Genomic DNA, 25,521 nt, shown 5'->3' with positions numbered 1-25,521 from the left:
GCTTGCCTGTGCGATATGCCAGAAGTCCGCCGCGTCGCACGGACTGCTGCCGTAGCTCAGGGGTAGAGCACTCCCTTGGTAAGGGAGAGGCCGAGAGTTCAAATCTCTCCGGCAGCACCAGACGCATAACTTCCCTTGGTTTCGAGCGCTTTTCCCGCACGGTTGCCGGTCGTGGCCAAAGGCCAGCCGCGCGCGCACCCCGCATGCCTCGCCGGAAAAACCGCGCAAAAAACGAAAAAGGCCGGGGCAAACCCGACCTTTCTCCACTGCCTCAACATCCCGCCAGTACATCCGTGGTCGGCGATGGAAGCAATCTGCTTGGACCCTATATGGGGATGATTACCGAAATGTGAAGGCCTGCGGCCGAACGGCACCGCGGTCAGGCGGCCGAATTCTTGCGCGACAGGTCATCTTCCCAGGCGAGCGCGGATTCCACGATCTCGTCGAGATCGTCGAAGCCCGGTGCCCATTTGAGCTCCTTGCGCGCGCGCGCGGCATCGGCAATGACGCTGGCGAGGTCGCCCGGGCGCCGCGCGGCCTCGCGGACTGCAAAGTCGCGGCCGGAGATCTTTTTGGCGCTTTCGATCACCTCGCGCACGGAATAGCCATGGCCATAGCCGCAATTGGCGATCAGACTTCCGCCGCCGGCGCGCAGGCGCTGCAGGGCGAGCCGATGCAGACGCACCAGGTCGCTGACGTGGATGAAGTCGCGCACGCCGGTTCCGTCCCTGGTATCGTAATCGGTGCCGAAAATATCGACTTGGTTGCGCTTGCCGAGCGCGGCCTCGCAGACGACTTTGACCAAATGGGTGGCGCCCGCCGTTGACTGGCCCGCGCGCCCCTTCGGGTCGGCCCCGGCGACGTTGAAGTAGCGCAAGGCGGCGTAGTCGAGGGGATGGGCAACGGCAACATCGCACAGGATCTGCTCGACCATCAGCTTCGACATGCCGTAAGGCGTTTGCGGGGCGACCAGCGCGTTCTCGTCGAGCGGCTCGACGCCGCCGGCGGCATAGACCGCGGCGGTCGACGAAAAGATGAAATGGCGCACGCCGCCGTCGACGGCACTCTCGATCAGGGCCCGCGACTTGCAGGTGTTGTTTTCGTAATAGGCCAACGGCCTGACGACGGAGTCGGGGACCACCACGGATCCGGCGAAATGGATCACCGCCTCGATCCCGTGTGCCGCGATCACGCGCCGCACGAGCGCTGAATCGGCGACATCGCCCCGATAAAACGCCGCCTCGGGCGCGACGGCCCATTCGAAACCGCTCGCCAGATTGTCGACGACGACGACGTCCTCGCCGTGGTCGAGCAATTCCCAGACCATGTGACTGCCGATATAGCCGGCTCCGCCGGTGATAAGCACCGCCATCGCCCTACCCCCGTTTGGCTCGCCTCTGTCTCCGGGCGGCATCGGCAATGGCGCAGCGGCGCGTGGGCGGTCCGCCGCACGCCGGTGAAAATCCGCGATTCAACAATACGCCAGAACCTGAATGCAGCGCGGTCATCGCGCATCATGCGCAGCTTTGCCCTAGCGGAAGGTTAAGACGGCACCGCCGGCGGGCCCGGGCGGGATGTGGCCCGACGCCCGGCGCTAGCGCGCGACGATCCAGTCCGCAAGCCGTGCCGCAGCTTCCTCGACATGGTCGAGACGCCGGTGGAAGCACAAGCGGAAAAACCCTTCGCCGCCGGCGCCGAACGCCGCGCCCGGTGCCAGGCCGACATTGGCTTCGTCGATAATGTCGAGCGCGGCGCGGTGCGAATCCGTCACTCCGGCGATACCGAAGAAGAGATAGAACGCGCCTTCGGGCACCGCCAGCCGCACCCGCCCGGTCGCCGTCAAGGCGCGGCAGATACGGTCGCGGGCGGTGCGCGCGCGTTCAACCTGTTCGTCCACGAAGGCGTCGCCCTGTTCCAGCGCCGCAACCGCGCCGCGCTGCAGGAAATGCGGCACTCCGGAATTGGAATATTGCACCAGGTTTTCGAACGATTGCTGCAAATGCGGCGGAATTCGCAACCAGCCGATCCGCCAGCCGGTCATTGCCCAGTTCTTGGAAAAACTGTTGACGAACAGGATGCTGTCGCCGGCCTGCGTCACGTCGAGGAAAGACGGCGCGCGCGCATCGTCATAATGGAAGCGCGAATAGATCTCGTCGGCGATCAGCCAAAGCCCCTTGCGGCGGGCGCTGTCGCGCAGCTGTTCCAGCGTCGACCTGTCCGCGGTCCAGCCGGTCGGGTTCGACGGCGAGTTGACGAATATGGCACGGCTGCGCGGGGTGATCGCCGCCTCCAGCCGGGCCAGGTCCAGCGTCCAGCCATTCTCCGACAGGTCGAGCTCGACCGGCACGGCACGCGCGCCGGCGATTTCGGCAGCGGCGGCGAAATTCGGCCAGGCCGGCGCGATATAAACGACCTCGTCGCCATGGCCGGCCACCGCCTGCAACGCGAGCAGGATGGCATGCATGCCGCCGCCGGTGACGATGAACTCCTCGTCGGAGAAATCCGCTCCGAACTGACGCCGGTAATAGGCGGCGAGCGCGGCGCGCAGCTCCGGGATGCCGCGCTGCCAGGTGTAAAACGTGTCGCCGCCGCGCAGGCTGTCGACGGCCGCGTCGCAGATGAAACCGGGCGTGGCCAGATCCCCTTCTCCGACCCAGAGTGGAATGAGACCCGGGCGGCCGCGACCATGACCGATAACGGCGGTGATGCCGCTTTCGGGCGCACGCCGCGCTTCATCGCGCAGGTGATGAAAAAGCTTCGACGACACGTCCGGCTCCGGCAAACAATCAACCAAACCGGCGCGGCAGGCCCTTGCGCCGCGCCAATGCGCTAGATCATGGCGGCGGCTGTCTCGCCGCCATGATCGTCTTGCTGCTGTCGCACGGGATATAGCGAAAACCGCCCAGGTCGGTTCGCCGCCCGCACAACCTCCTTCTCGCCGCGCCTATTTGCCCTTGGCCAACAGGTCGCGGATCTCGGTCAGCAACTTCACGTCGGCCGGAGGCGCCGGCGGCGGAGCAGCTTCCTTTTCGGCCTCCAGCCGGCGACGCAGATTGTTGACCGCCTTGACCATCAGGAAGATGATCCAGGCCAGGATCAGGAAATTGAGCAGCACGGTGATAAAATTACCGTAGGCGAGTACGGCACCTTGCTCGCGCGCCGCGTCCAGCGTCGCGGCGGTAACGCTCGACGACAGCGGCACGAAATAGTCGGAAAAATCGAAACCGCCGAAGATCGCCCCCACGATCGGCATAATGATATCGTCGGTCAGCGATTTCACGATCAGCGCGAACGCACCGCCGATGATGACGCCGACGGCAAGGTCCATGACATTGCCCTTGGCGACGAACTCCTTAAATTCCTTCAGCATATACTGTTCTCCTAACGCCGAATCCCCCGGCCGCGCGAGCGCGCCGCCGACAGTGACTATACTGGCGGGCGGCTCAAAGAAAATGCCGACCGCGGCACAAATCGGCGCCATTGCCATCACGGCCAGGTGGCTGTGCCTCCAAAGCATCAATTGCAATTTCGCCGCCGCGGTGAAACGCTGCCGATCATGATCGCACGACAGGGACGGGAGGTGGAACGTCGTTGAGCGGTTGGGTCGTCGTTATCATCGCCATCGCCTATGTCACCATGCTGTTTGCGATTGCCAGCATCGGCGACCGACGCGCCGCCAATCGCGACACGATGCGCTCGCGCCCGATCATCTACGCGCTCAGCCTGGCGATCTATTGCACCTCATGGACCTTTTTCGGCTCGGTCGGGCTGGCGAGCGAGCGCGGCTTCGAGTTCATCGCCATCTATATCGGCCCGACGCTGGTGTTCCTGTTCGGATTTCCGCTACTGCGCCGGATCATCCGCCTGTCGAAAGCCGAAAAGATCACCTCGATCGCCGACTTCCTGTCGGCGCGCTACGGCAAGAGTTTCGCGGTCGCGGCGATCGCCACGCTCATCGCCACCGTCGGGGCGGTTCCCTATATCGCGCTGCAATTGAAGGCCATCTCGGGTTCCGTCAGCCTGATGGTCGAGCACTATAACGGCGCGCCGCCGGCCATCGACCTGTTCCTCGGCGACATCTCGCTGCTGGTCGCACTGCTTCTGGCACTTTTCGCCGTTCTGTTCGGCACGCGCCACTCCGACGCGACCGAACACCAGGACGGGCTGGTGCTGGCGGTCGCGGTCGAATCGGTGGTCAAGCTCGCCGCCTTCCTGGCGCTCGGCGCCATGGTCGCGTTCGTGCTGTTCGACGGCGCCGGCGGGCTGATCGACATGGTCGCCGCCGATGCCGCAGTCGACGCGGCGCTGGCCTATCCGACCTCGCTTGCCACCTGGTTCGTGCTGACGGGCCTGAGCGCGTTCGCCATCATCATGTTGCCGCGCCAGTTCTACGTGATGATCGTTGAAAACCGCAGCGAGACGGAGCTGCGCCGCGCGAGCTGGGTGTTTCCGGCCTATCTGGTGGCGATCAACCTGTTCGTGCTGCCGATCGCGTTTGCCGGGCTGGCCGTCGTCGGCGGGCAGACGAGCGCGGACCTCTACGTGCTGTCGCTGCCGCTGATGAGCGGCCACGATCTGCTGGCGATGATCGCCTTTATCGGCGGTTTGTCGGCAGCCACGGCCATGGTGATCGTGGCCAGCGTCGCGCTGTCGATCATGATTTCCAACGATCTCGTCATTCCGCTTATGTTTCGCCGGCTTTTGACGCATGGAAGGCGCGAGCACGAAGACTGGACGACCGTCATCCTCAATGTCCGGCGCGCGGCGATCTTCTGCATCCTGTTCGTGGCGTTTCTCTATTACCGGGAATCGACCTACAATACGCGTCTGGCCTCGATCGGGCTGATGTCGTTCGCCGCCATCGCCCAGTTCGCACCGTCCTTCTTCGGCGGGCTGTTCTGGCGCGGCGCCAATGCGCGCGGCGCCCTGATCGGCATGACGGTCGGTATCTTGACTTGGTTTTACACGCTTTTATTGCCGTCAATCGCGCCGCCCGACACCGACATTATCGTCAATGGGCTGTTCGGCCTGGAGGCGCTGCGCCCGCAGGCGCTGTTCGGCGTTGAAGCCGAGCCGCTCAACCACGGCACGTTCTGGAGCCTGCTGCTCAACACGATCGGTTTCGTGTTCGGCTCGCTGTCGCGGCAGGCCGTGCCGCTGGAGCGCATTCAGGCCTCGATCTTCGTGCCGCGCGACGTCAGTCCGATGCCGAGCCTGCGCCGCTTTCGCACCGCGGTCACGGTCAACGACCTCAAAGACACGATCTCGCGTTATCTCGGCGTCGAACGTACCGAACGCTCCTTTGAGAGCTTCGCCCGCTCGGAGGGCCGGCGGATTTCCGGCAACGAGCAGGCCGACATGGCGCTGATCCGCTATTCCGAGCAGTTGCTGGCCAGTGCCGTCGGCTCGTCGTCGGCGCGGCTGGTTCTGTCGCTGCTTTTCCAGCGCAACGACCCCTCGGCCAAGGACGCCTACCGCCTCCTGGACGACGCCTCCGAGGCGCTGCAGCACAATCGCGACCTCTTGCAGATCGCGCTCGACCAGATGGAGGAAGGCATCACGGTGTTCGACCGCGATTTCCGGCTGACCTGCTGGAACCGGCAGTTCCGGACCCTGTTCGACCTGCCGGACGAGCTCGGCCGCGTCGGCGTGTCGCTCGGCCAGGTCGTCGACGCGCTCGCCAGTCGCGGCGACATCGCCGACGGCACGGAGGCCGACACGATCGACCGGTTGACGCGTTTCGGCAAGCCCTGGTTGATCGAACTTCTCACCAGCGGCCGCATCATCGAAGTGCGGTCGAATCCGATGCCTGATGGCGGGATCGTCGCCACCTATGCCGACATCACCCAGCGCGTGCGCGCCGATCTGGCCCTCAAGGCCGCCAACGAGACGCTGGAACAACGGGTCACAGACCGCACCGGCGAACTGACACGGGTCAACGAGGAGCTTGCCCAGGCGCAGATGCTGGCCGAGGAGGCCAATCTCGGCAAAACGCGGTTTCTGGCCGCCGCCGGCCACGACATCCTGCAACCGCTGAATGCGGCGCGGCTTTATTGTTCCTCGCTGATCGAGCGGACCAGCGAGGAGCCGGTTTCGGCCGCAGCAGCGGCGATCGACTCCTCGCTGGAATCGGTCGAATTCATCCTCGGCGCGGTGCTCGACATTTCCCGTCTCGATGCCGGTGCGATGAAACCCGCCGCCAGCGCCTTCCGTCTCGAGGGCCTGATGCGCCAGATCGGAACCGATTTTTTGCCGCTTGCCCGCGAGAAAGGCCTGGATCTGCGCATCGTACCGTCCTCGCTGACGGTGGCCACCGATCGCAACCTCATGCGCCGCCTGTTGCAGAACCTCGTGTCCAATGCGATCAAATATACACGCAACGGCACCGTGCTGGTCGGTGCGCGGCGACGCGGCGACCTGGTCGAAATCCAGGTGCTCGATTCGGGGATCGGCATTCCCGCCGACCAGCTCAACACGGTTTTCCGGGAATTCCATCGCCTCGACGCCGGTGCGCGCGAGGCCCAGGGCCTGGGACTCGGCCTGTCGATCGTCGACCGTATCGCACGCGTGTTGCAGCTCGAGATCAGGATCGGCTCGCATCATGGCCGCGGCACGGTGTTTTCGGTGATCCTGCCGGTCGCGCCCGCAATCGCGGAACGGGCGGCGGAACGGGCGGCGGGCGAGCCGCGCGCGGCCTACTCGCTGGCCGGGCTACGCGTGTTGTGCATCGACAATGAAAACCGCATTCTGGACGGCATGCGCCTGCTTCTCGAGGGCTGGGGCTGCGACGTGACGACGGCAACCGGGTTGGCTGCCTATCGCGGCTGCGGCAGCGCCGAGCGCGGCGCCCCCGACGTCATCCTGGCCGATTATCACCTCGACAATGACGATGACGGGGTGGCCGTGGTCAAGGCACTGCGCAAACTGCACAAGGAAACGATCCCGGCAATTTTGCTGACCGCGGACCGCTCCGCCGACGTCCGCGACCAGGCAACCGAAATCGACGTGCCGGTGCTCAACAAGCCGATCAAGCCCGCGCAATTGCGCAGCCTGCTGGCGCGCTGGCAGCGGATCAGCCCCGCGGCCGAATAAGTCCCTAGTTTTCCGGCGCGAGAAGGGCGTCGGCGCCGATCCGGGCAAGCTGGATGACCGCCTGGGTGCGGCTGTCGACATCGAGCTTTTGCAACACTGCGGAAACGTGAGCCTTCACCGTCGCTTCCGACACACCAAGTTCGTAGGCGATCTGCTTGTTGAGCAGCCCGTCGGCCAGCATATTGAGCACGCGCGCCTGTTGCGGTGTCAGGGACCGCAGGCGCCGGATCAGGTCGAAGATTTCCGGATCCGATTCCGGACCGAGCTCCTCTTCGGTCGGGGCCGAAACCCCGCCTTCGAGTACCGTCGTCACGGCGATGCGTATTTCGTCCATGCTGGCGGATTTGGAGATAAAACCGGACGCGCCGAGCTCCAGCGCCCGCCGGATCGTGTCGGTGTCGTCACGCGCCGACACCACAACCACCGGCACGACCGAATTGATGGCGCGCAGGGCGACGAGGCCTGACAGGCCGCTCGCCCCCGGCATCGTCAAATCGAGCAGCAAAAGATCGACATCGTCACGCCCGCATACCGCCGCCTTGGTTTCCGAAAAGGTCCCGGCCTCGAGGATGGTGATGTCGCGGTCCATCGACACCAGCGCCTGTTTCAGCGCGCCACGAAACAGCGGATGGTCGTCCGCGACGATGAACGTATAGCCTGAAGACAAACGCCCGGCCCTCCCTGTCTCCGTTTCCTTGCCCGAACGGATGACGCGCCGATTATGCGGGGATGATACGCCATTTCAAGCCGCGCGGCCAAACCGGGCAACAAACGGGCGGCCGCATGCCCTGCCGGGGACACCGAAAGACAGCCGGCGCAACGGTTTGCCGTTGCCCGTCGCCCGATTGTGATTTGTGCGCCGGCCGGAAAACCGGGCATTGTCGGTGCCGTCTCGGAGCCGCGGACCCCGTTGATGGAACCGATTCGTCAAGTCGCCATGGTCTGTATCGGCCGCGCCGTCATGTTCGGCGCGATCGCGATCGCGCTCGTCATGCTGTCTTTTTCCTTCAATCCGGCGCTCGCCTTCCGCTCCGGCGCGATCACCACCATGGTCATGGCCGGCATCCTCACCTTCAAGGCCGTGGCCGCCATGTCGCAAAATCCGAAACGAACCGAAGTCTGGCTCAATCTCGCCGAACAGTTCCGACCGCAAAACCCCGAAGCCAGGCTGGTGTTCCTGAAAACCCTGCGCGAGGTCTATGGCCGCTTCGCCCGCGCCAGCTTCCTGATCGCCTGTGGGTTTTTCGCCGTTTCGATGGGATTGGTCGCACTGGGTTTCGATACGGCCCCGTTCACCCCGGCAACGCCCCTCGTCAGCCAGATCCGCCCGTAGCGCGGTTTTCGTGAACGGCAAGGCAAATCCTGGCAGACGCGAGCCGAATCATGCGCTAGTTCGAAGACCGTCCAGGCCGGGCTGCTGCATGGGGTCGCCCCGCCATCGACCTAGGGAGGATTCGTGGACACGACAGCCGAGACTGCGCCGACGCCGGCCGAGCTTGCCGAAACGCATCGCGCCTTCGTCAACACCTGGGAATGCGACGAGAACGCCCATCTCAACGTGCAGTTCTATTTCAAGCGCATCGACGAGGCGGCGCGATTCTTTGCCGCCACGCATGGCGGCGCGCTCGACGGCGCCTTGCCGCATGTGCGCCACGTGCGCTTTCACGCCGAACTCCATGTCGGCGCCATCACCCGCATCCTCAGCGGAACGATCGCCGACGGTCCGTTTCGCGGATATGTGGTGCATCTGCTCGAAAATCTGGAGACCGGCGCGCTGGCGGCGACCGCGCTCGACACGCCCAACGGCGCGGACGGCACCCGCGCCGTCCCGGCGGCAGCCGTGGCGCGCGCGCTGCCGCGCGGCGTTGAGCCCGAGCCCGCCGTCCCCATGCCCGGCGAAGCCGTGCTCGCGGCAAACGGGCTGATCGCCAGCCGCTCGATCGCGCTGCCCGGCGAGTGCGACGCTGCCGGCCGGCTCACCGAACAGTTTTATGTCGCCCGCTTCACCGACGCCGCGCCGCATGTGTGGGAGCAAGGCGGCGTAACCATCCGCTGGCTGCGGCGCCACAATTACGGCCGCGTCGCGCTGGAAATGAAAATCACCCACCATCAGGCCGCGCGCGCCGGCGACGGGCTGCTGCTTTATGCGCGCCCCTCGGCCTTTTCGGGCAAGACCTTCCGGCTGCGGCACGAAATGAAACGACTTTCAGACGGCGCGTCGCTGGTGACCGGCGAGGTGGTGGCGGTGGTTCTCGACCTTCAGACGCGCAAGAGCGTGGCGCTTCCCGCAACGCTCGACACGGACAGCGCGTGCGGGCATTGACGCCGGCGGCCGTCAGGTCTTCTGCGATGTGCCGTCGTCGGGTTCGCCGCCGAGATCGCGTTCGAACTCCTTGACGATACCCATGAAGCGACGGAAGAAACGCTCCATGTAGCCCATCGTCTTTTCGAACTCGTCCTCGCTCGGCAGCCCTTCCTCGCGCGGCCGGTTCTCGAGCGCGGCGAGCCGCTCCTCGATTGCCGCGACCTCGTCCTGCAATCGCGCGATCTCGTCCTGCAATGCGCGCCGATCGTCAGCGGCCAGCCGGCAAACGAGCCGGCCATCCCGTTGATTGCAATAGGACATCTCCCCGGTTTGGCGATCCATGCGCACGTAACCGTCCTGCGACTTCTCGACCCAATAACGCTCGCCATCCTGTGCGGACGCTGTGCCGCCGGCGGTCATGATCGCGCCAAACGCGGCCGCCGCCAGAATTTCGATTCGCATCTCGCCCTCCGTTTCTTCGCGGGCCGACACCAGCACGGCAATGCGCCGGAATTGCGGTTGCTGTCCACAGCGGCGCAATAATTTGCCGCCGCCCGCTTCCGCGCGACGGCGTGCGGTTCTATAGGGCGTGCATGAGCACCGTCATTTACAAAATCTGCCCCCGAACGCTTTGGCGAGAGGCTGAGGCGCGCGGCGTCTTCGAGGGCGCGGCGATCGACCCTGCCGACGGCTACATCCATTTTTCGACCGCCGAACAGGCACGCGAAACCGCAGCCAAGCATTTTTCCGGCATGGACGATCTTCTTCTGATCGCCGTCGACGCGGCAGGGCTCGGCGAAGCCCTGAAATATGAGGTCTCGCGCGGCGGCGCGCTGTTTCCCCATCTCTACGCGCCGCTCGATCCCGCCGGCGTGCTTTGGGTGAAACCGCTTCCGCTCGGTCCCGACGGCTGGCACGCGTTTCCGGACCTCGATCGGTGAAGGCGCTTGTCGACGGGCTCGGGCGGCGAGCCCTGTTCAGCCTCGACCCGGAAACGGCCCACGGCCTGTCTATCGCAGCGTTGAAATCCGGCCTGCCGCTGGCGCGGCGGCCGCTCGTCGACCCACGTCTTGCAACCACGGTCGCGGGATTAACCTTCGCCAATCCGCTCGGCATGGCGGCAGGCTTCGACAAGAACGCCGAGGTGCCCGACGCACTGCTGAGGCTCGGCTTCGGCTTCGCGGAGGTCGGTACGGTGACGCCGCTGCCGCAGCCCGGCAATGCAAGGCCGCGCATCTTCAGGCTGATCGAGGACGAGGCGGTGATCAACCGGCTCGGTTTCAACAATCAGGGACATGCCGCCGCCGCTGCTCGGCTGGCCGCGCGCGCGCGAAAGCCCGGGATCGTCGGCGTCAATATCGGCGCCAACAAGGAAGCGGAGGACCGGATCGGCGACTATGCGGCCGGCGTTGCCCGTTTCGCCGGGCTCGCCTCCTATCTGACCATCAACATCTCTTCGCCCAATACGCCCGGCCTGCGCAATCTGCAGGGTCGTGGCGAACTGAAAACACTGTTACAGCGGGTTGGCGAAGCGCGGGCTTCCTCTCCGGCGCCGGGCATCCCGATCCTTCTCAAGATCGCACCCGATCTCGGCGAAAGCGATCTCGACGACATCGCCCTGGAAGTCACGGCGCAGGGAATCGACGGCGTCATCATCTCCAACACCACGCTCTCCCGCCAGGGGCTGCGTTCGGCCAAGCGTACGGAAGCCGGCGGGCTTTCGGGCAAGCCGCTTTTTCGCCGCTCCACCGCCGTGCTTGCCCGCATGCGTGAGCGGCTCGGTCCCAAGCCGGCCCTAATCGGCGCAGGCGGCGTCGACGGTACCGAGGCGGCGCTGGAGAAAATCCGCGCCGGAGCCGATCTGGTCCAGCTTTACACGGGGATGATCTATGCCGGCCCGTCCCTGCCCGGCGCGATCGTGGCCGGGCTCGCCCGCCATGCCGAAAAGGAAGGCCTGCGCTCGCTGGCCGAACTCCGCGACAGCCATGTCGCCAAATGGCTGGCCGCGCCGATCGACTGACCCCTTATGGCGTGGCGAAGGTTCGCCGAATGCGGCCGGGCAGAACGGCGGTCAGGCTCAGCCCGCGCGCGATCAGGAAGACATGCAGCGCGGCCCAAAGCCCGTGATTGCCCCACCATTGCGGCAGCGCGATCAACGCGACGACGAACAGGGCGAACGACAACAGCATCATGTTGCGCATGTCGCGCGACCAGGTCGCGCCGATATAGACCCCGTCCATCTGAAAGGCGAGCACGCCCGAGGCGGCGGTGAAAGCGGCCCATGGCAGATAGACCGCGGCGCCGGCGCGCACCTCCTGCGCCGTGGTCATGATCGCCACGATCCCGTTGCCGAATCCCAGCATCGCCAGCGCCGCCAGCCCGGCCATGACGAAACCCCACAGCGAAGAAAGCCGCACCGCGTCGACGAACGACTGACGCTGGCGCGCGCCGACGGCACGGCCAGCCAGTTGCTCCGCGGCGGTCGCGAACCCGTCGAGAAAATAGCCGGCGACGAGGAAAAAATTCAGCAGAACGGCGTTGACCGCCAAGGTGAGCGTGCCCAGTTGCGCGCCCTGGCGGGCAAACAGCGCAAACGCCGACAGAAGCACGAAGGAGCGGATCATGATGTCGCGGTTGACGGCGAACATTTCGCGCAGCGCGGTGGCGTCGAGCAGTTCCGAGCGGCGCGGCCGCGGCAGCCGCGCGAAGCGGCGCATAACCATCGTGGTGCCGACCAAAAAGGCGACCGCCTCGCCGCAGACCGTGCCCCAGGCCACGCCTTCGATGCCCCAGCCGAGGCCGAGGCCGAACCAGACCGACAGCGCGATGTTGCAGCCATTGAGCACGATCTGGAGGAAAAGGCCGCGCATGCCCTCGCCACGGCCGAGCACATAGCCGAGGATCGCGTAATTGGCGAGCGCCATCGGCGCCGACAGCAACCGGATCAGCACATAGGTGCGCAAGGCCTCGGTGACGGCGGCCTCGCCGTCGATGAACCAGGCACCGAGAAAGGCGATCAGCGGCGCGGCCGCCAGCAGCAGCCCGCCAGACACCAGCGACACGGCGTAAGCGCGCCAGAACCAGGCCTGTTCGGCGCGTGCGTCGCCGCGCCCATAGGCCTGCGCGACCAGGCCGGTGGTCCCCGAACGCAGGAAGTTGAAGCTGGCGAAGACCAGGTCGAAAATGATCGCCCCGGCGGCGAGGCCGCCGAGCAGGGCCGGATCGCCGAACTGGCCGACCACCGCCGTGTCGGTCAGACCGAGCAGCGGGGTCGTCAGATAGGCAAGCGTCATCGGCACGGCGATCGACAGGATCAGCCGATGGGTGACGACGAAAGCGCGCTGGTTGCCTTGGGGCGCGGAAGGCTCGTTCACGACCTCCGGTTTGGCGTCCATCAATGCCGTTCCCGTTTGCTGACTGCGCCGGCCACCGCCGTACGCCCCCGCCCGTGCGGACGTGGTGCTTACTATTCGGCCGCAGGGGGACAACACAATAGTGCCAGGCCCGGGCTTTTCTTGGCGGTCCGGCGGCCCTAGTTCTTGCCGATGGCGCTTTCGATCGTTCATCATCCCGACTACGATGCCGCGTTTCCCGCGCATCATCGCTTTCCGATGGGCAAATACCGTTTCCTGATGGAGGCGCTGCGCCGGCGTGGCCTCACGCCAGCCGCCAGCGTGCATGTTCCCGAACCTGTCGGCGCCGAGATCCTGGCGCTGGCGCACGATCCGGCCTATGTCGAACAGGTGCTGACCTGCACGGTACCGGCGACGATCGAGCGCGAAATCGGCTTTCCGGTCGGCGCCAAAGTGTCGCGACGGGCGCATTTGGCCGCCTCGGGCACGCTGCTGGCCGCGCGGCTGGCGCTGACAAACGGCATCGCCTGCAACACGGCCGGCGGCTCGCACCATGCGCGCCGCGCCCAGGGCGCCGGTTTCTGTACCTTCAACGATGTCGGCGTGGCCGCCCTCGCGCTGCTTGGGCAAGCCGCCATCCGGCGCGCGCTGGTGATCGATCTCGACGTGCACCAGGGCGACGGCACCGCCGATATCTTTGCCGGCGAACCGCGCGTGTTCACCTTTTCCATGCATGCGGCGAAGAATTATCCGGCGCGCAAACGCGCCTCCGACCTCGACATCGCGCTGCCGGACGGCACCGGCGACGCCGCCTATCTCGCTCGCCTCGACGCGATCTTGCCTTTGTTGTGCGACTACGGCCGGCCCGACCTGGTGTTTTACAATGCCGGTGTCGATCCGCATGCCGACGACAGGCTCGGCAAGCTCGCCCTGAGCGAGGACGGACTGCGCCGCCGCGACCGCGCGGTGATCGGCCATTTCCACAGCCGGGGCGTGCCCGTCTGCGGCGTCATCGGCGGCGGCTATTCGACCGACGTGCCGGCGCTTGCAGAACGCCACGCAATCCTGTTCGAGGTCGCGGCCGAGTTCGCAGGCGCCGAGGCGCCCGAAATCACCGCCTGACGCTGAGCAGCCGCAGGATGATGAAAGCCGGCACGACGACGGCCGCACCGAGCACGATATAGTCGGCGAAACGGCCGAGGGCGGAAAAGCCCATGTGCCAGATATCCAAGATGACGTCGCGCACTTCCATCCATACCGCCAGCGCCGACCAGCCGAACGCATCCATGACCATGCCGACGAGGAAGGAGACGACAAGCAGCTTGAGCACCAGGCGAACGGGGCTGTCGCCGAGGATCCGGGTCACGCGTCCTGCCACTGGCTTGCTCTCATCCGCTGCTGTTTCCGTCAGCGCCACATAGAGGCTGGCCGCGCCGGCATCAAGGCCGCAATAAGCGTTCAGCTTTTCATTCGGCCCGCGATCAGCCGCGCCACCGGCGGGCCGAAGACCAGCACGATGACGAAGCGCGCCATCTGCAGGGTCATGACGAAGGACAGGTCGACGCTGCGCGAGGCGGCCGCGATGATGGCGACCGAATCCATTCCGCCGGGGCTGGTGGCCAGGAAGGCGGTCAAACCGTCAACGCCGAAAACCGGCGCCATGGCGACGCCCAGCCCGGCACAAAACGCGATCAACAGCAGGATGGCGAGCACGACCTGGGGCAGCGCCCTGCCGGCGTGCGCCAGGATCGGGCGCGTGAATTTGAGCCCGATCGTCCAGCCGATCACGGCATAGCTCGCCGCAAGCAGCCATTCCGGCAATTGCAGGGTGCCCAGACCCGAAAGCTGGTAGGCGGCACCGAGCAGGATGGGCGCCAGCAGCGCGCCGCCGGGAAAGCGCAACGCCCGGCCACCGAACGCGCCGACCAGCGCGATTGCCACCGTGGCGGGAAAGTCCGGCAGGCGCAGTGGCGGAAACCAGTCGATCGGCGGCGGTGCGACGCCGGACGTGTCGACGAACAGGCGGGCGAACAGGGCGGCCGACAGCGAGACGAAGATGACGCGCAGATATTGCATGAACGCGACCAGCCGGGCATCGGCACCGAAAGCGTCGGCCATCACCACCATGGCGGAGGCGGCGCCGGGCGCGGAACCCCAGACCGCGGTCGTGCCCGGCAGCGCACCCCAGCGACCGACGATGGCGCCCAACAGGCCTGAGGCGACCAGCGTGGCGAGCACGACACCCAGGAACAGCGGCCAGCGTTCCAGAAAACCGGCCAGGACCTGGGGCGCGATCGCCATCGCGACCAGGCAGCCGACGACGCCCTGAGCGGCGAAATAGGCCGGTTCGGGCACACGCACCGACGCGCCGCCGACACCGCACAGCACCGCAACCACCATCGGGCCGATCAACAGCGCAGCCGGCATGCCGAGAAGTTCCAGCCCGCCCGCCAACAGCGCGGACGCAACGAAAAGCAGGCCCCATTGCCATGGCGCCGACAGATGTTCGAAACGGGCCGACATTCTTGGAACGGACATGGACGGAAAGCGTTACCGTGACAATCCAGTCCGTTATGTCGGCTTGCGGCGATCATGCCAATCCCCTTATCGCGCATCGTCTCGGTGCCGCCGCCGCGACCCGCGGCAACGCGCGGCCGTTGCGCAGGACCATGGCCACGGCCATAAAGGACACCACTTTTGCAATCCGAGGAGACGGCACATGGTGTCGCGATGGGGATGGCTGCTCCTACAGGTGACGCGACGCCTGTGGTTTCGCGCCACGCTGATTTCGCTGCTGGCGGTGGCGGCCGCGCTGCTTTCGCTGGTGGTCTCGCCCTACCTGCCGCAGGGGCTTTCGGCGCAGATCGGCGCCGGCGCGGTCGAAAACATTCTCAACATCATCGCCTCGAGCATGCTCGCCGTCACCACCTTCTCGCTGAGCACGATGGTGGCGGCCTATGCGGCCGCGACGGGCAACGTCACGCCTCGAGCGACCCGGCTGTTGATCGAAGACACCACGACCCAGAACGTGCTCGGCACCTTTGTCGGCTCGTTCCTGTTCAGCCTGGTGGCGATCATCACGCTCGCCATGGGTGCCTATGGCGAGCGCGGGCGCGTGCTGCTGTTCGCGGTGACCATCTTCGTCGTCCTGCTGATCGTGGTCACGCTTCTGCGCTGGATCGACTATCTTCTACGGCTCGGCCGCGTCAGCGAAACGACCCAGCAGGTCGAAACCGCGGCGGCGCAGGCGATTCGCGGGCATGTCGAGCGTCCCTGCCTCGGCGGGCGGCCGATCTCTCCCGCCGAAGCCCGTCTCCGGCCCGGCGGCCGGTCGGTCTTCTGCGACCGGATCGGCTATGTCCAGCATGTCGACATGCGCGCGCTTTCGAGCGTGGCGGACAAGGCCGAAACCGAGATCGTGGTCGAGGCCGTCCCCGGCACCTTCATCGATCCGGGCCACCTCCTGGCCCGGTTCAACGGCGACGAGGACCATGAACCCGCGATCCGCGCCGCCTTCACGATCGCCAACGAACGCTCCTATGATCAGGATCCGCGCTTCGGCCTTGCGGTGTTGGCCGAGATCGCCTCGCGCGCGCTGTCGCCGGGGATCAACGATCCCGGCACGGCGATCGACGTACTCGGCCGGGCTGTGCGCGTGCTGGCGATATGGACGAATGAAGGCCGGAACGGCGAGCCCGCCTTTCCGCGCGTGCTGGTGCCCGAAATCGAGATGGCCGATCTCGTCGACGATATTTTTACACCGATCGAGCGCGACGGGGCAGGCCTGGCCGAGGTGCAGATCCGCCTGCACAAGGCACTGGCCGCGCTGGCGCGCGCCGGCGACGGACGCTTCCGCGACGTCGCGATACAGCGCTCCCGCCTGGCCCTGCAGCGCGCGGAGACGAGCCTGTCGTTTCGTCCGGATTTCGACCGCGTCCGGGCCGCCGCCCAACTCGTCGGCGCCGATCCTGTCGCCGGGCAACCGGCGCGCGCACCGGCGAGCGGCTGACCGCGACGCAACCCTGCGTCGCGCACGCCAAAATCGGTTGCGTCCGGCCCCCTTGCCGGGTATGGAAACCCCATGAGCGTAACGATGATCGCACAGGCATGGTGGTGGGGCTGCTGACAGCGGCCCGATCGTGCTTGCGTTCGAAATGGATGATGGCCGCTGCGGGAGTTCCGGGCGGCCTTTTTCATGCGGTGTCCGGTCTTCCGCCAATTCGGAGGGATTGAAGATGACGATGGACGTCCTGGAAGACGGAACAGAACGATACCGCACCGAAGGCGGGCTGACGATCACGCGCAAGCGGATCGAAACCGCCTATCAAGACGCGATCGAACCCTATCTCGACGGGCTCGACAGCCGTCGCGGCTGCGTGTTTTCCTCCAACTACGAATATCCGGGCCGCTACACGCGCTGGGATACCGCCACGATCGACCCGCCGCTCGCCATCTCCGCGCGCGGGCGGGCAATGACGATCGAGGCCTTCAATAAGCGCGGCGAGGCCGTGATGCCGGCGATCGTGGCTGCGATCGACGCGCTGGAAGAGGTCACGCCCGGCCCGCGCGATGCGAAAGCGGCGACATTCACCGTCAACCCGCCGGCCACCATCGTGTCGGAAGAAGAGCGGTCGCGCGCGCCCTCCGTCTTCACCGTTCTGCGGGCGGTCGTGGCGCTTTTCCGCAGCGAGCACGATCCCGATCTCGGACTGTTCGGCGCCTTCGGCTACGATCTCGCCTTCCAGTTCGATCCGGTCGACCTGCGGCTTGAACGGGCGGAAAGCCAGCGCGACCTGGTCTTGTACCTGCCCGACGAAGTTCTGGTTGTCGATCACCATGCCGCCCGCGCCTGGTTCGACCGTTACGACTATTCCGGCGATGGATTTTCGACCGAGGGTCTGCCGCGCACGCACGTCGAAGATCCTTTCAAACTCGCCGACACGACGCCGCCGCGCGGCGACCACGAGCCGGGCGAATATGCCGGTCTGGTGCGCAAGGCTGTGGAGAAATTCCGGCGCGGCGACCTGTTCGAGGTCGTGCCGGGGCAGATGTTCTACGAACGCTGCGAAACCGCGCCGTCGGCGATCTCGCGCCGACTGAAGACCATCAACCCGTCGCCCTATTCCTTCTTCATCAATCTGGGCGAGCAGGAATATCTGGTCGGCGCGTCGCCGGAAATGTTCGTACGCGTGTCGGGCCGGCGCGTCGAGACCTGCCCGATCTCCGGCACGATCAGGCGCGGCGAGGACGCCATCTCCGATTCCGAGCAGATCCTGAAACTGCTCAATTCGAAGAAGGACGAGGCCGAGCTGACGATGTGCTCCGACGTCGACCGCAACGACAAGAGCCGGGTCTGCGAACCCGGCTCGGTGCGTGTCATCGGCAGACGCCAGATCGAGATGTATTCGCGCCTCATCCACACGGTCGACCATATCGAGGGGCGGCTGCGCGAGGGCATGGACGCCTTCGACGCGTTCTTGAGCCACGCCTGGGCGGTGACCGTCACCGGCGCGCCGAAATTGTGGGCGATGCGTTTCATCGAACAGCACGAAAAGAGCCCGCGCGCCTGGTATGGCGGTGCCGTCGGCATGGTGCATTTCAACGGCGACATGAACACCGGCCTGACGCTGCGCACCATGCGCATCAAGGACGGGATCGCCCAGATCCGCGCCGGCGCGACACTACTCTACGATTCGGTGCCTGAGGAAGAGGAAGCTGAGACCGAGCTCAAGGCGTCGGCACTGGTCTCGGCAATCCGCGATGCCGGCAAGGCCAGCGATGCGGGAACCGAGCGCGAGACCGCGCGGGTCGGCGCCGGTCTCGCCATCCTGCTCGTCGATCACGAAGATTCCTTCGTTCACACGCTCGCCAATTATTTCCGCCAGACCGGCGCGAGCGTGACCACGGTCCGCTCGCCGGTCGCCGAGGCGGTCTTCGACCGGGTCGCGGCCGACCTGGTGGTGCTGTCGCCCGGCCCCGGCGCGCCGGCCGATTTCGACTGCAAGGCCACGATCGACATGGTTCGGCGGCGCAACCTGCCGCTGTTCGGCGTCTGCCTGGGGTTGCAGGCGATCGCCGAGGCCTTCGGCGGCGAACTGCGCCAGTTGCGGGTGCCCATGCACGGCAAGCCGTCGCGCATCCGGGTGACCACGCCGGGCATCGTGTTTTCCGGCTTGCCGAACGACGTCACCGTCGGCCGCTATCACTCGATCTTCGCCGACGCCGTGCGCCTGCCGGACTGTTTCACCATCACCGCCGAAACCGAAGACGGCACCGTCATGGCGATCGAACACAAGACGGAACCGGTCGCGGCCGTGCAATTCCATCCCGAATCGATCATGTCCCTGGGGCAGAATGCCGGTATGCGCATGATCGAGAACGTCGTGGCACACCTGCCGCGCCGGGCGCGGGAACAGGCGGCTTAGGAGCAATAAGGCCGCCCGGTTTTCCGCAACACGGAAAACCGGGCGGCGCATCACGACACGATGACAGCGAAGCACAAAATCCGGCGTCTCGCCTTCTGGTCGATCATCATCGCCTTTGCGGTGATGGCGTTGAAATTCGTCGCCTGGCGAATGACCGGTTCGGTCGCGCTCTATTCCGACGCGCTGGAATCGATCGTCAACGTGATCGCGGCGGCCGCGGCCTATTACGCGATCAGGCTGAGCCAGAAACCCGCCGACGCCGATCATCCGCACGGGCACCACAAGGCGGAGTATTTTTCCGCCGTGCTCGAGGGCGTGCTGATCGTATTGGCGAGCTTCCTGATCATCTCGGAGGCTTGGACAGCCCTGCAGACGCCGCGCAGCCTCGAAGAACCCTTCGCCGGCCTGGCGGTCAACGCGCTCGCCACGGTCGTCAACGTCGTATGGGCGACGCTGCTGCTGCGGGTCGGAGCGGCCGACCGCTCGCCGGCGCTCGAGGCCGACGGACGCCATTTGATGACCGACGTCATCACCTCGGTCGGCGTCATCGGCGGCCTGCTGGTGGCGATGGCCACCGGCTGGCGCGCGCTCGATCCGCTTTTGGCGCTGATCGTGGCGATGAATATTCTGTGGCAGGGCTGGAAGGTGATCGGCCAGTCGGTGCAGGGGCTGATGGACGTCGCCGCCGATCCCGAACTGACGATGAAGCTGCGCGACATCATCTCGGCCAATTCCGGCGGGGCGCTCGAAGTCCACGACCTGAAGACCCGGATCGCCGGCCGCGCCACCTTTGTGGAGTTTCATCTCGTCGTCGACGCCACGATGTCGGTCGGCGACGCGCATGCGATCTGCGATCGCATCGAGGCAGCCCTCGAGGCCGAAATTCCATCCTTGCGGGTGATCATCCATGTCGAGCCCGACGAGGAAGCCAAGCTCCCCAAAGGCACCAGCGCGGTGCCTTTCGCCTGAGGGCTAATCGCCCCCAAAGGCGTGACCTCTTTCGACATGCAAACAGCGGCGGCGGGCCGGCCGAGCGCCATCGTTAGGCGACAGATTTGCCACAAAATCATCACGGAACACGCTGCCGGTATGGGCGTTTTTGCGCCGAGGGACGCAAGCAACCGAAAGGAAGACCCCATGCGTAAGCTTCTACTCGCCTCCGCCGCCCTGTCGGCCCTGACGCTCGGCGCCGCCCAGGCGCAGGAATCGCCGGTCAAGCAACCGGCGACCGAGCGCGCCGAGGACCAGATCACCACGCAGAGCACCAACGAGAATGCCGAGACCGGCGCTGCCGTCGGCGGCACTGCGGGCGCCATCACCGGTGCGGTGGTCGGCGGTCCGGTCGGCGCGGTGATCGGCGGTTTCGCCGGCGCGATGCTGGGCACCGCGGCCTCCGTACCCCAGCCCGCGGTCGACTACGTTGTCGCCAACCCGGTCGAGCCGGTGGTGATCGAGGGCGAATTGCGCGAAGGCGTGACCATCCCCGCCTCGGCCGCGCTGCAGCCGATTCCCGAGCATCCGGATCTGGCCTATGTCTATGTCGATGGCCGTCCGCTGATCGTGAAGGCCGAGACGCGCGAGGTCGTCTATTCGCCCGGCTATCTCGTCCCCGACGAGAGCGTGGCCTATGTGAAGGCCAATCCGGTCGATCCGATGACCGGCGCCAGCCTGACGCTCGGCGCCAGCGTGCCGGCCGAGGTCGAGTTGGTGCGGATCCCCAACGATCCGGCCTATGCCTACGTCTATACCGAAGCCGGCCCCGTACTGGTCAACACGTCCAGCCGCACGGTGGTTTGGGTGCAGGGCGGCTGATTGCCCTGATGACCCCATAGAAAACGGCGAGGCGCCCGGTCCGCGCGACCGGGCGCCTCTCATTCCGTCCGACTTGGAGACGCACCGCGCACGCACGGTCTTTCTTCAGGCCGCGGTCGCTCCCGAAGGCGGGAGGCCGCCCTCCGGACCCGTGGCCTAGAAAAGCCCTTCGATATAACCGGCTTCGTTGAGCATGATCCGTTCCGAAGACGGCACTTTCGGCAGGCCGGGCATGGTCATGATCTCGCCGCAGATCGCCACGACGAAGCCCGCTCCGGCGGAAAGCCTGACCTCGCGCACCGGTACGACATGGTCGGTCGGGGCTCCGCGCAGATTGGGATCGGTCGAGAACGAATATTGCGTCTTGGCCATGCAGACCGGCAAATTGCCGTATCCCGCCTGCTCCCACTGGTGGAGCTGATCGCGTACCGCCTTGTCGGCGATCGCCTCCGAGCCGCGATAGATGCGTTTGACGACGGTGTTGATCTTTTCGAACAGCGGCATTTCGTCTGCATAAAGGGGCGAGAACTGCGCCACGTCGCTTTCGACGAGCTCGACAACTTTTTGTGCGAGCTCGATCGTGCCTTCCGATCCCTTGGCCCAGTGCATGCACACCACGGCCTCGGCACCCGTCTGCTCTACATAGGCCTTGACGGCCTCGATCTCGGCGTCGGTGTCGGAGATAAAATGATTGATGGCCACGATCGCGGGCACGCCGAACTGCTTCACGTTCTCGATATGGCGGCCGAGATTGGCGCAGCCCTTGGTCACCGCCTCGACATTTTCGGCACCAAGGTCCTCCTTCTTCACTCCACCATTCATCTTCAGCGCCCGGATGGTCGCGACGATCACCGCCGCCGCCGGCTTCAGCCCGGCCTTGCGGCACTTGATGTCGAAAAACTTCTCCGCGCCGAGATCGGCGCCGAAACCGGCCTCGGTAACGACGTAGTCGGCAAGTTTGAGCGCGGTGGTGGTGGCAACCACCGAATTGCAGCCATGGGCGATGTTGGCGAACGGCCCGCCATGCACGAAGGCGGGGTTGTTTTCCAGCGTCTGCACCAGGTTCGGCGACATCGCCTCTTTCAGCAGCACCGCCATCGCCCCGTCGGCCTTGATGTCGCGGGCATAGACGGCGCTCTTGTCGCGCCGGTAACCGATGATGATGTCGCCCAGCCGCCGTTCCAAATCCTTCAGATCGCTGGCCAGGCACAGGATCGCCATCACCTCGGAGGCGACGGTGATGTCGAAGCCGGCCTCGCGCGGAAAGCCGTTGGTGACGCCGCCGAGCGAGCACACGATCTGGCGCAGCGCCCGGTCGTTCATGTCCATCACCCGCCGCCAGGCGACGCGGCGCGTGTCGATCTCGAGCGCATTGCCCCAGTAGATGTGGTTGTCGATCATCGCCGAGAGCAAATTATGCGCGGAGGTGATGGCGTGAAAATCGCCGGTAAAGTGGAGGTTGATGTCCTCCATCGGCACGATCTGGGCATAACCGCCGCCGGCGGCCCCGCCCTTAACGCCGAAACAGGGGCCGAGAGAGGGCTCGCGCAGACACACCATCGCCTTCTTGCCGATCCGGTTCAGTCCGTCGCCGAGCCCGACCGTCGTCGTCGTCTTGCCCTCGCCGGCCGGTGTCGGATTGATCGCGGTCACCAGGATCAGCTTGCCATCCGCCCTGTCCTGGACCGAACGGATGTAGTCGGCGGAAAGCTTCGCCTTGTCATGGCCGTATGGCAGCAGATGTTCGGACGGGATGCCGAGCCTGGCGCCGACCTCCTGGATCGGCTTCTTGGTCGCCGCGCGCGCGATTTCGATGTCGGACTTCACTTCAGCCATATCGGCTCCTCTGCGGTCGGTTTTCGAAGTGCGGCCGCTCCGCCCCCTCGCGGGGCGCATAGAAGCGCGAGAATCGGACATCCTGCCGTCCCGTTTCGGTCGCCGAATGCACGAAATGCGACAGGACTGGCCAGCATGGGCACGCATGGTGCCGACGGACCGGCCGCCCGCTGGGGCGAGCGCTCTCTTTCACCTTCACCGTGCGGCCACGAAAAAGCTCAGCGGTCGAGCACGCTTCTGAGCTCGACAAGGTTGGAGCGCACGCGCAACACGTAAAACCCCATGGTCGCGAGATGGGTCGGCATGATCCAGCCCGCCTCGTTGCCGTTGGAGATCACCAGCGGCTGAATGTTGAGCGCGGCGCGGAACTGCTGTTCCGTCCGACTCCACAACGGGGCCAGGCTGCGCGAAACGATCACGTCGTCGAAATCCGCGCGCGTGGCGTTCAAGACGCCGTAATAGGCATAAAGTTGCCCGTAGGCGAACCAGAAACGGTCGTCGGCGCGCGGATCGAACCAGCCGAGATTGTATTCTTCCGACCGCGCGCGCAACAGGTCCGACGTCGAGCCGATATCGCTGGCGATGCGGTCGAGAAAGGTAATGAGATTGTCGGCACGCGTGTCGAAAATCGCGTTGCAGGCCTCGAGGCGATCGTTGAAGACCTGCAGATCCTTGATGGCAGAGCGGTAAAAGCTGGGCGACGGCGTTTTCGGTCCGAACGGATTGATGCCGAAATACCAGGTTTCCTCGTCGAAGGTGACGGCGCCGCGCGCGTCCTGCAGGTTCTGGTCGATCTGCGAGGTGCCGCGCACACGGCCGAGCGTGTCGACCAGTTCGATGGACACGCGCCGCACGGCCTGATGGATGCCGCGCTGAAAGGATGCCTTGTTGTCCATGAACGGCGTGTGATCCCAGTCGACCCCGAACAAGCCGAGCTTGTAGAGCAGCATGGAGGATATCCAGGCGTTCTCGTTGACGTTGAAATCGATCAGGTCGGCGGTGAGATCGGTGAGCGCGGAGCGCCCGCAGGTCTTTTCGGCGCCAACGCGGCCGTCGGGCGCCTCCTTGCCGGCCGAGAGATTTCGCGTGTCGAAACCGTACGCCGCCACATAATCCGGATCGAACCCGGTCCAACGCTGGGTCTGCCAGAAGAAGTAGCCGTAGAGCCCGACCAGGATCAGGAGACCGATGCCGATCGGCCCCTTGAGCAGCCAGCCGCGGCGCGCATACCAGCGGCTGGCGGCCAGGAACGGCCACAAGATCCACGCCACGACAATGCCGATGCCGCGGCCGATCCACTCAAACACGCGGGTAAAAAACGCAACGATCGGATCAAGCATGTGTCCGGAACCCCTTTCAGTCCGTCAAGCCATAGAGCTTCTGGCGGAATGCCCGCTTGTCGCGGAGATATGTGGTCTGGAGCGTGTCGACAACATGGCGTCGCCAGCGCTCGCTCAGGGCTTCGTAATCGCGGTAAAAACCCTGCTTGTTGAAGACATAGCGCGAAACGAAGTCGTCGGGAACGAAATCGGAGATCAGCCGGCCGGTGAGCCAGGCATCGGGATGGTCGGGTTTCGGACGCACGACCAGGAACCGGCGATGCGGCGCGATTTCATCGAGATCGATCTGGCCGGTTTGGGCGGCTTCGCGCTTGGCCGCGTTCAGGAACGGAAAAGCGCCGTCGCGCTGAATCAAGTCGGCATGGCGATGGATCCAGGTCTGCAACCAGACCTTGTCGACCCGGTTCAGATCGGCTTCGGGGTCGGCCTTGCGGATCAGGCCGCGCACCACCATCTCGGCGCGGTGCTCGAGATAGCCTGAGCGCTCGAGCCAGGATTCGCGCGGCAGATCGAGCCGACCGGTCTTGAGCAGGAAGTCGAACACGCGTTCCGGGTCGCGGATCGACAGATAACTCACCTGCCAGGGCCGCGAGCGACGAAAGCCCGGCGCGGCGGGGTCGGAGATCACGGTCGTCACGTCGGGATCGACAAAGACGTAAAGCCCGCCGAAATGGCTGGTCCAGAACGCGTTGTGACGAAAAATCACCTGATCGGGCACCAGCGCGTTCTCGCGAATGTCGCCCGTCACCTTGGCAAGGTCGACCATACGCTCCAGCATGGCGTCGTTGCGCCAGGCGTCGGGTTCCTGACGCAGCCGATCGGCCAGCCGGCCGAGTTCGGCCGCCTTCCCGAGCACGTCCTCGGCCGACAGCACGCGGAACTCGACCTGGTTGATCGACAGGAGATCCTCGATGTCCTCGACCTTGGCGACGGTGTCCTCGATCTCGCCGTAGATGACGTCCTTGATCGTCAACGCGTCAATCGCTCGGCGATTGCGGCTGAAAAACTCGAACATCAGCTGAGCGGTGTTGGAAAAGGCCGTGTGTACGACGGGTAAGTCGGCCTGACGCGGCGACAGGATGATGAAACGCCGGTTGATCCGGTTCGGATCGAGATAGTTGTCGTCGCCGAGTTCGTCGGCCACTTGCGGCGAAAACCCGGTCCGGTCGACATCGATCGCCTCGAGCGCGGTCGGTTTGAGGCCGAAGGCGGTCAGCGCCTTGTTGTAACGCGCGACGAGGTGCGGTTCGTCGACCCGCATCAAACGGCCGTAGATCAGCTCGCTGTCGTAAAGGCGCTTCATCCCGTCCTTCTCGCTCGCAACATGCGACCTCGCCGGCAATTTCCGGGCGAGCACC

Annotated in this window: 21 protein-coding genes and 1 tRNA gene; 11 read left to right on the top strand and 11 right to left on the bottom strand. The window is 65.5% G+C overall.

Translation table 11 applies throughout. From position 1 onward, the window contains the following. Positions 1-45 precede the first annotated feature (45 nt). A tRNA-Thr gene (locus tag C7T96_RS15825) sits at positions 46-120 on the top strand. A gap of 259 nt (positions 121-379) precedes the next feature. Here the strand turns inward: C7T96_RS15825 and galE are convergent. The 3 genes from galE to mscL form a co-directional block, all read right to left on the bottom strand. Further along, on the bottom strand, positions 380-1,372 hold the full coding sequence (gene galE, locus C7T96_RS15820) for a UDP-glucose 4-epimerase GalE (protein ID WP_106572215.1): 993 nt from the start codon (positions 1,370-1,372) through the stop codon (positions 380-382). A gap of 222 nt (positions 1,373-1,594) precedes the next feature. Next, entirely contained in the window at positions 1,595-2,767 is a 1,173-nt protein-coding gene (locus tag C7T96_RS15815) for a pyridoxal phosphate-dependent aminotransferase (protein WP_106572282.1), read from the bottom strand. 177 nt (positions 2,768-2,944) lie between these two features. Beyond that, the gene (gene mscL, locus C7T96_RS15810; protein ID WP_106572214.1) at positions 2,945-3,370 is read right to left on the bottom strand and encodes a large conductance mechanosensitive channel protein MscL; all 426 of its coding nucleotides are present in this window, start codon (positions 3,368-3,370) and stop codon (positions 2,945-2,947) included. A 221-nt stretch (positions 3,371-3,591) separates the two neighbouring features. On the opposite strand from mscL, the gene C7T96_RS15805 reads away from it, so the two are divergent. Continuing rightward, positions 3,592-7,092, top strand: coding sequence for a NahK/ErcS family hybrid sensor histidine kinase/response regulator (locus C7T96_RS15805; RefSeq protein ID WP_106572213.1), 3,501 nt, complete (start codon positions 3,592-3,594; stop codon positions 7,090-7,092). Between the two features lie 4 nt (positions 7,093-7,096). Here C7T96_RS15805 and C7T96_RS15800 read toward each other — a convergent pair whose 3' ends face one another. Further along, positions 7,097-7,759 (bottom strand): response regulator transcription factor, encoded by a 663-nt coding sequence (locus tag C7T96_RS15800; protein ID WP_106572212.1) that lies wholly within the window; start codon positions 7,757-7,759, stop codon positions 7,097-7,099. 246 nt (positions 7,760-8,005) lie between these two features. On the opposite strand from C7T96_RS15800, the gene C7T96_RS15795 reads away from it, so the two are divergent. Then, positions 8,006-8,425: a hypothetical protein gene (locus tag C7T96_RS15795; RefSeq protein ID WP_199190491.1), complete on the top strand. Its 420-nt coding sequence runs from the start codon at positions 8,006-8,008 to the stop codon at positions 8,423-8,425. A gap of 123 nt (positions 8,426-8,548) precedes the next feature. Next, the gene (locus tag C7T96_RS15790) at positions 8,549-9,415 is read left to right on the top strand and encodes a thioesterase family protein (RefSeq protein WP_106572211.1); all 867 of its coding nucleotides are present in this window, start codon (positions 8,549-8,551) and stop codon (positions 9,413-9,415) included. A gap of 12 nt (positions 9,416-9,427) precedes the next feature. On the opposite strand, the gene C7T96_RS15785 is transcribed toward C7T96_RS15790, so the two are convergent. Further along, positions 9,428-9,859: a hypothetical protein gene (locus C7T96_RS15785; RefSeq protein ID WP_106572281.1), complete on the bottom strand. Its 432-nt coding sequence runs from the start codon at positions 9,857-9,859 to the stop codon at positions 9,428-9,430. 131 nt (positions 9,860-9,990) lie between these two features. On the opposite strand from C7T96_RS15785, the gene C7T96_RS15780 reads away from it, so the two are divergent. Together C7T96_RS15780 and C7T96_RS15775 are read left to right on the top strand one after the other, a co-directional pair. Then, on the top strand, positions 9,991-10,338 hold the full coding sequence (locus tag C7T96_RS15780) for a DUF952 domain-containing protein (RefSeq protein WP_106572210.1): 348 nt from the start codon (positions 9,991-9,993) through the stop codon (positions 10,336-10,338). Further along, positions 10,335-11,417, top strand: a complete 1,083-nt coding sequence (locus tag C7T96_RS15775; RefSeq protein WP_106572209.1) for a quinone-dependent dihydroorotate dehydrogenase — start codon at positions 10,335-10,337, stop codon at positions 11,415-11,417. The genes C7T96_RS15780 and C7T96_RS15775 overlap by 4 nt, the downstream gene beginning before the upstream one ends. A gap of 4 nt (positions 11,418-11,421) precedes the next feature. Here the strand turns inward: C7T96_RS15775 and C7T96_RS15770 are convergent, their stop codons facing one another. Then, positions 11,422-12,792, bottom strand: a complete 1,371-nt coding sequence (locus C7T96_RS15770; protein ID WP_106572208.1) for an MATE family efflux transporter — start codon at positions 12,790-12,792, stop codon at positions 11,422-11,424. A gap of 150 nt (positions 12,793-12,942) precedes the next feature. Between C7T96_RS15770 and C7T96_RS15765 the strand changes: the two genes are divergently transcribed. After that, positions 12,943-13,872, top strand: a complete 930-nt coding sequence (locus C7T96_RS15765; RefSeq protein ID WP_106572207.1) for a histone deacetylase — start codon at positions 12,943-12,945, stop codon at positions 13,870-13,872. Here C7T96_RS15765 and C7T96_RS15760 read toward each other — a convergent pair. Both C7T96_RS15760 and C7T96_RS15755 read right to left on the bottom strand, forming a co-directional pair. Further along, positions 13,862-14,116: a DUF6460 domain-containing protein gene (locus tag C7T96_RS15760; RefSeq protein WP_238719661.1), complete on the bottom strand. Its 255-nt coding sequence runs from the start codon at positions 14,114-14,116 to the stop codon at positions 13,862-13,864. The genes C7T96_RS15765 and C7T96_RS15760 overlap by 11 nt on opposite strands. A 92-nt stretch (positions 14,117-14,208) precedes the next feature. After that, the gene (locus C7T96_RS15755; protein ID WP_106572205.1) at positions 14,209-15,288 is read right to left on the bottom strand and encodes an AbrB family transcriptional regulator; all 1,080 of its coding nucleotides are present in this window, start codon (positions 15,286-15,288) and stop codon (positions 14,209-14,211) included. Between the two features lie 181 nt (positions 15,289-15,469). Between C7T96_RS15755 and C7T96_RS15750 the strand changes: the two genes are divergently transcribed. The 4 genes from C7T96_RS15750 to C7T96_RS15735 all read left to right on the top strand — a co-directional run bounded on the left by C7T96_RS15750 (position 15,470) and on the right by C7T96_RS15735 (position 20,987). Further along, on the top strand, positions 15,470-16,759 hold the full coding sequence (locus C7T96_RS15750; protein ID WP_199190489.1) for a DUF2254 domain-containing protein: 1,290 nt from the start codon (positions 15,470-15,472) through the stop codon (positions 16,757-16,759). Between the two features lie 226 nt (positions 16,760-16,985). Beyond that, positions 16,986-19,175 carry an anthranilate synthase gene (locus tag C7T96_RS15745; RefSeq protein WP_106572204.1) on the top strand — a complete coding sequence of 730 codons (2,190 nt, stop codon included), beginning with the start codon at positions 16,986-16,988 and terminating at the stop codon, positions 19,173-19,175. 60 nt (positions 19,176-19,235) lie between these two features. Next, on the top strand, positions 19,236-20,144 hold the full coding sequence (locus tag C7T96_RS15740; protein ID WP_106572203.1) for a cation diffusion facilitator family transporter: 909 nt from the start codon (positions 19,236-19,238) through the stop codon (positions 20,142-20,144). Between the two features lie 168 nt (positions 20,145-20,312). Next, positions 20,313-20,987: a DUF1236 domain-containing protein gene (locus tag C7T96_RS15735; RefSeq protein WP_158264392.1), complete on the top strand. Its 675-nt coding sequence runs from the start codon at positions 20,313-20,315 to the stop codon at positions 20,985-20,987. Positions 20,988-21,143: 156 nt separating this feature from the next. Here the strand turns inward: C7T96_RS15735 and C7T96_RS15730 are convergent, their stop codons facing one another. From C7T96_RS15730 to C7T96_RS15720, 3 genes are all read right to left on the bottom strand, one after another. Next, on the bottom strand, positions 21,144-22,823 hold the full coding sequence (locus C7T96_RS15730) for a formate--tetrahydrofolate ligase (protein WP_106572201.1): 1,680 nt from the start codon (positions 22,821-22,823) through the stop codon (positions 21,144-21,146). 218 nt (positions 22,824-23,041) lie between these two features. After that, entirely contained in the window at positions 23,042-24,163 is a 1,122-nt protein-coding gene (locus C7T96_RS15725) for a DUF2333 family protein (RefSeq protein ID WP_106572200.1), read from the bottom strand. A 16-nt stretch (positions 24,164-24,179) separates the two neighbouring features. Further along, positions 24,180-25,466 (bottom strand): DUF6638 family protein, encoded by a 1,287-nt coding sequence (locus C7T96_RS15720; RefSeq protein WP_106572199.1) that lies wholly within the window; start codon positions 25,464-25,466, stop codon positions 24,180-24,182. Positions 25,467-25,521: the final 55 nt, after the last annotated feature.

This window comes from Nitratireductor sp. StC3 (genome assembly GCF_003015025.1).
Taxonomy (GTDB): domain Bacteria; phylum Pseudomonadota; class Alphaproteobacteria; order Rhizobiales; family Rhizobiaceae; genus Mangrovimarina; species Mangrovimarina alexandrii.
The sequence above is the reverse complement of the archived record's forward strand: the minus strand, read 5'-3'. Positions and strand labels throughout refer to the sequence as shown.

Coding starts and splice junctions, on each gene's coding strand:
- galE (WP_106572215.1), bottom strand. CDS start 1,372: ATGGCGGTGCTTATCACCGGCGGAGCCGGCTATATCGGCAGTCACATG.
- C7T96_RS15730 (WP_106572201.1), bottom strand. CDS start 22,823: ATGGCTGAAGTGAAGTCCGACATCGAAATCGCGCGCGCGGCGACCAAG.
- C7T96_RS15770 (WP_106572208.1), bottom strand. CDS start 12,792: ATGGACGCCAAACCGGAGGTCGTGAACGAGCCTTCCGCGCCCCAAGGC.
- C7T96_RS15745 (WP_106572204.1), top strand. CDS start 16,986: ATGACGATGGACGTCCTGGAAGACGGAACAGAACGATACCGCACCGAA.
- C7T96_RS15720 (WP_106572199.1), bottom strand. CDS start 25,466: ATGAAGCGCCTTTACGACAGCGAGCTGATCTACGGCCGTTTGATGCGG.
- C7T96_RS15740 (WP_106572203.1), top strand. CDS start 19,236: ATGACAGCGAAGCACAAAATCCGGCGTCTCGCCTTCTGGTCGATCATC.
- C7T96_RS15765 (WP_106572207.1), top strand. CDS start 12,943: ATGGCGCTTTCGATCGTTCATCATCCCGACTACGATGCCGCGTTTCCC.
- C7T96_RS15795 (WP_199190491.1), top strand. CDS start 8,006: ATGGAACCGATTCGTCAAGTCGCCATGGTCTGTATCGGCCGCGCCGTC.
- C7T96_RS15780 (WP_106572210.1), top strand. CDS start 9,991: ATGAGCACCGTCATTTACAAAATCTGCCCCCGAACGCTTTGGCGAGAG.
- C7T96_RS15725 (WP_106572200.1), bottom strand. CDS start 24,163: ATGCTTGATCCGATCGTTGCGTTTTTTACCCGCGTGTTTGAGTGGATC.
- C7T96_RS15735 (WP_158264392.1), top strand. CDS start 20,313: ATGCGTAAGCTTCTACTCGCCTCCGCCGCCCTGTCGGCCCTGACGCTC.
- C7T96_RS15755 (WP_106572205.1), bottom strand. CDS start 15,288: ATGTCCGTTCCAAGAATGTCGGCCCGTTTCGAACATCTGTCGGCGCCA.
- C7T96_RS15785 (WP_106572281.1), bottom strand. CDS start 9,859: ATGCGAATCGAAATTCTGGCGGCGGCCGCGTTTGGCGCGATCATGACC.
- C7T96_RS15750 (WP_199190489.1), top strand. CDS start 15,470: ATGGTGTCGCGATGGGGATGGCTGCTCCTACAGGTGACGCGACGCCTG.
- mscL (WP_106572214.1), bottom strand. CDS start 3,370: ATGCTGAAGGAATTTAAGGAGTTCGTCGCCAAGGGCAATGTCATGGAC.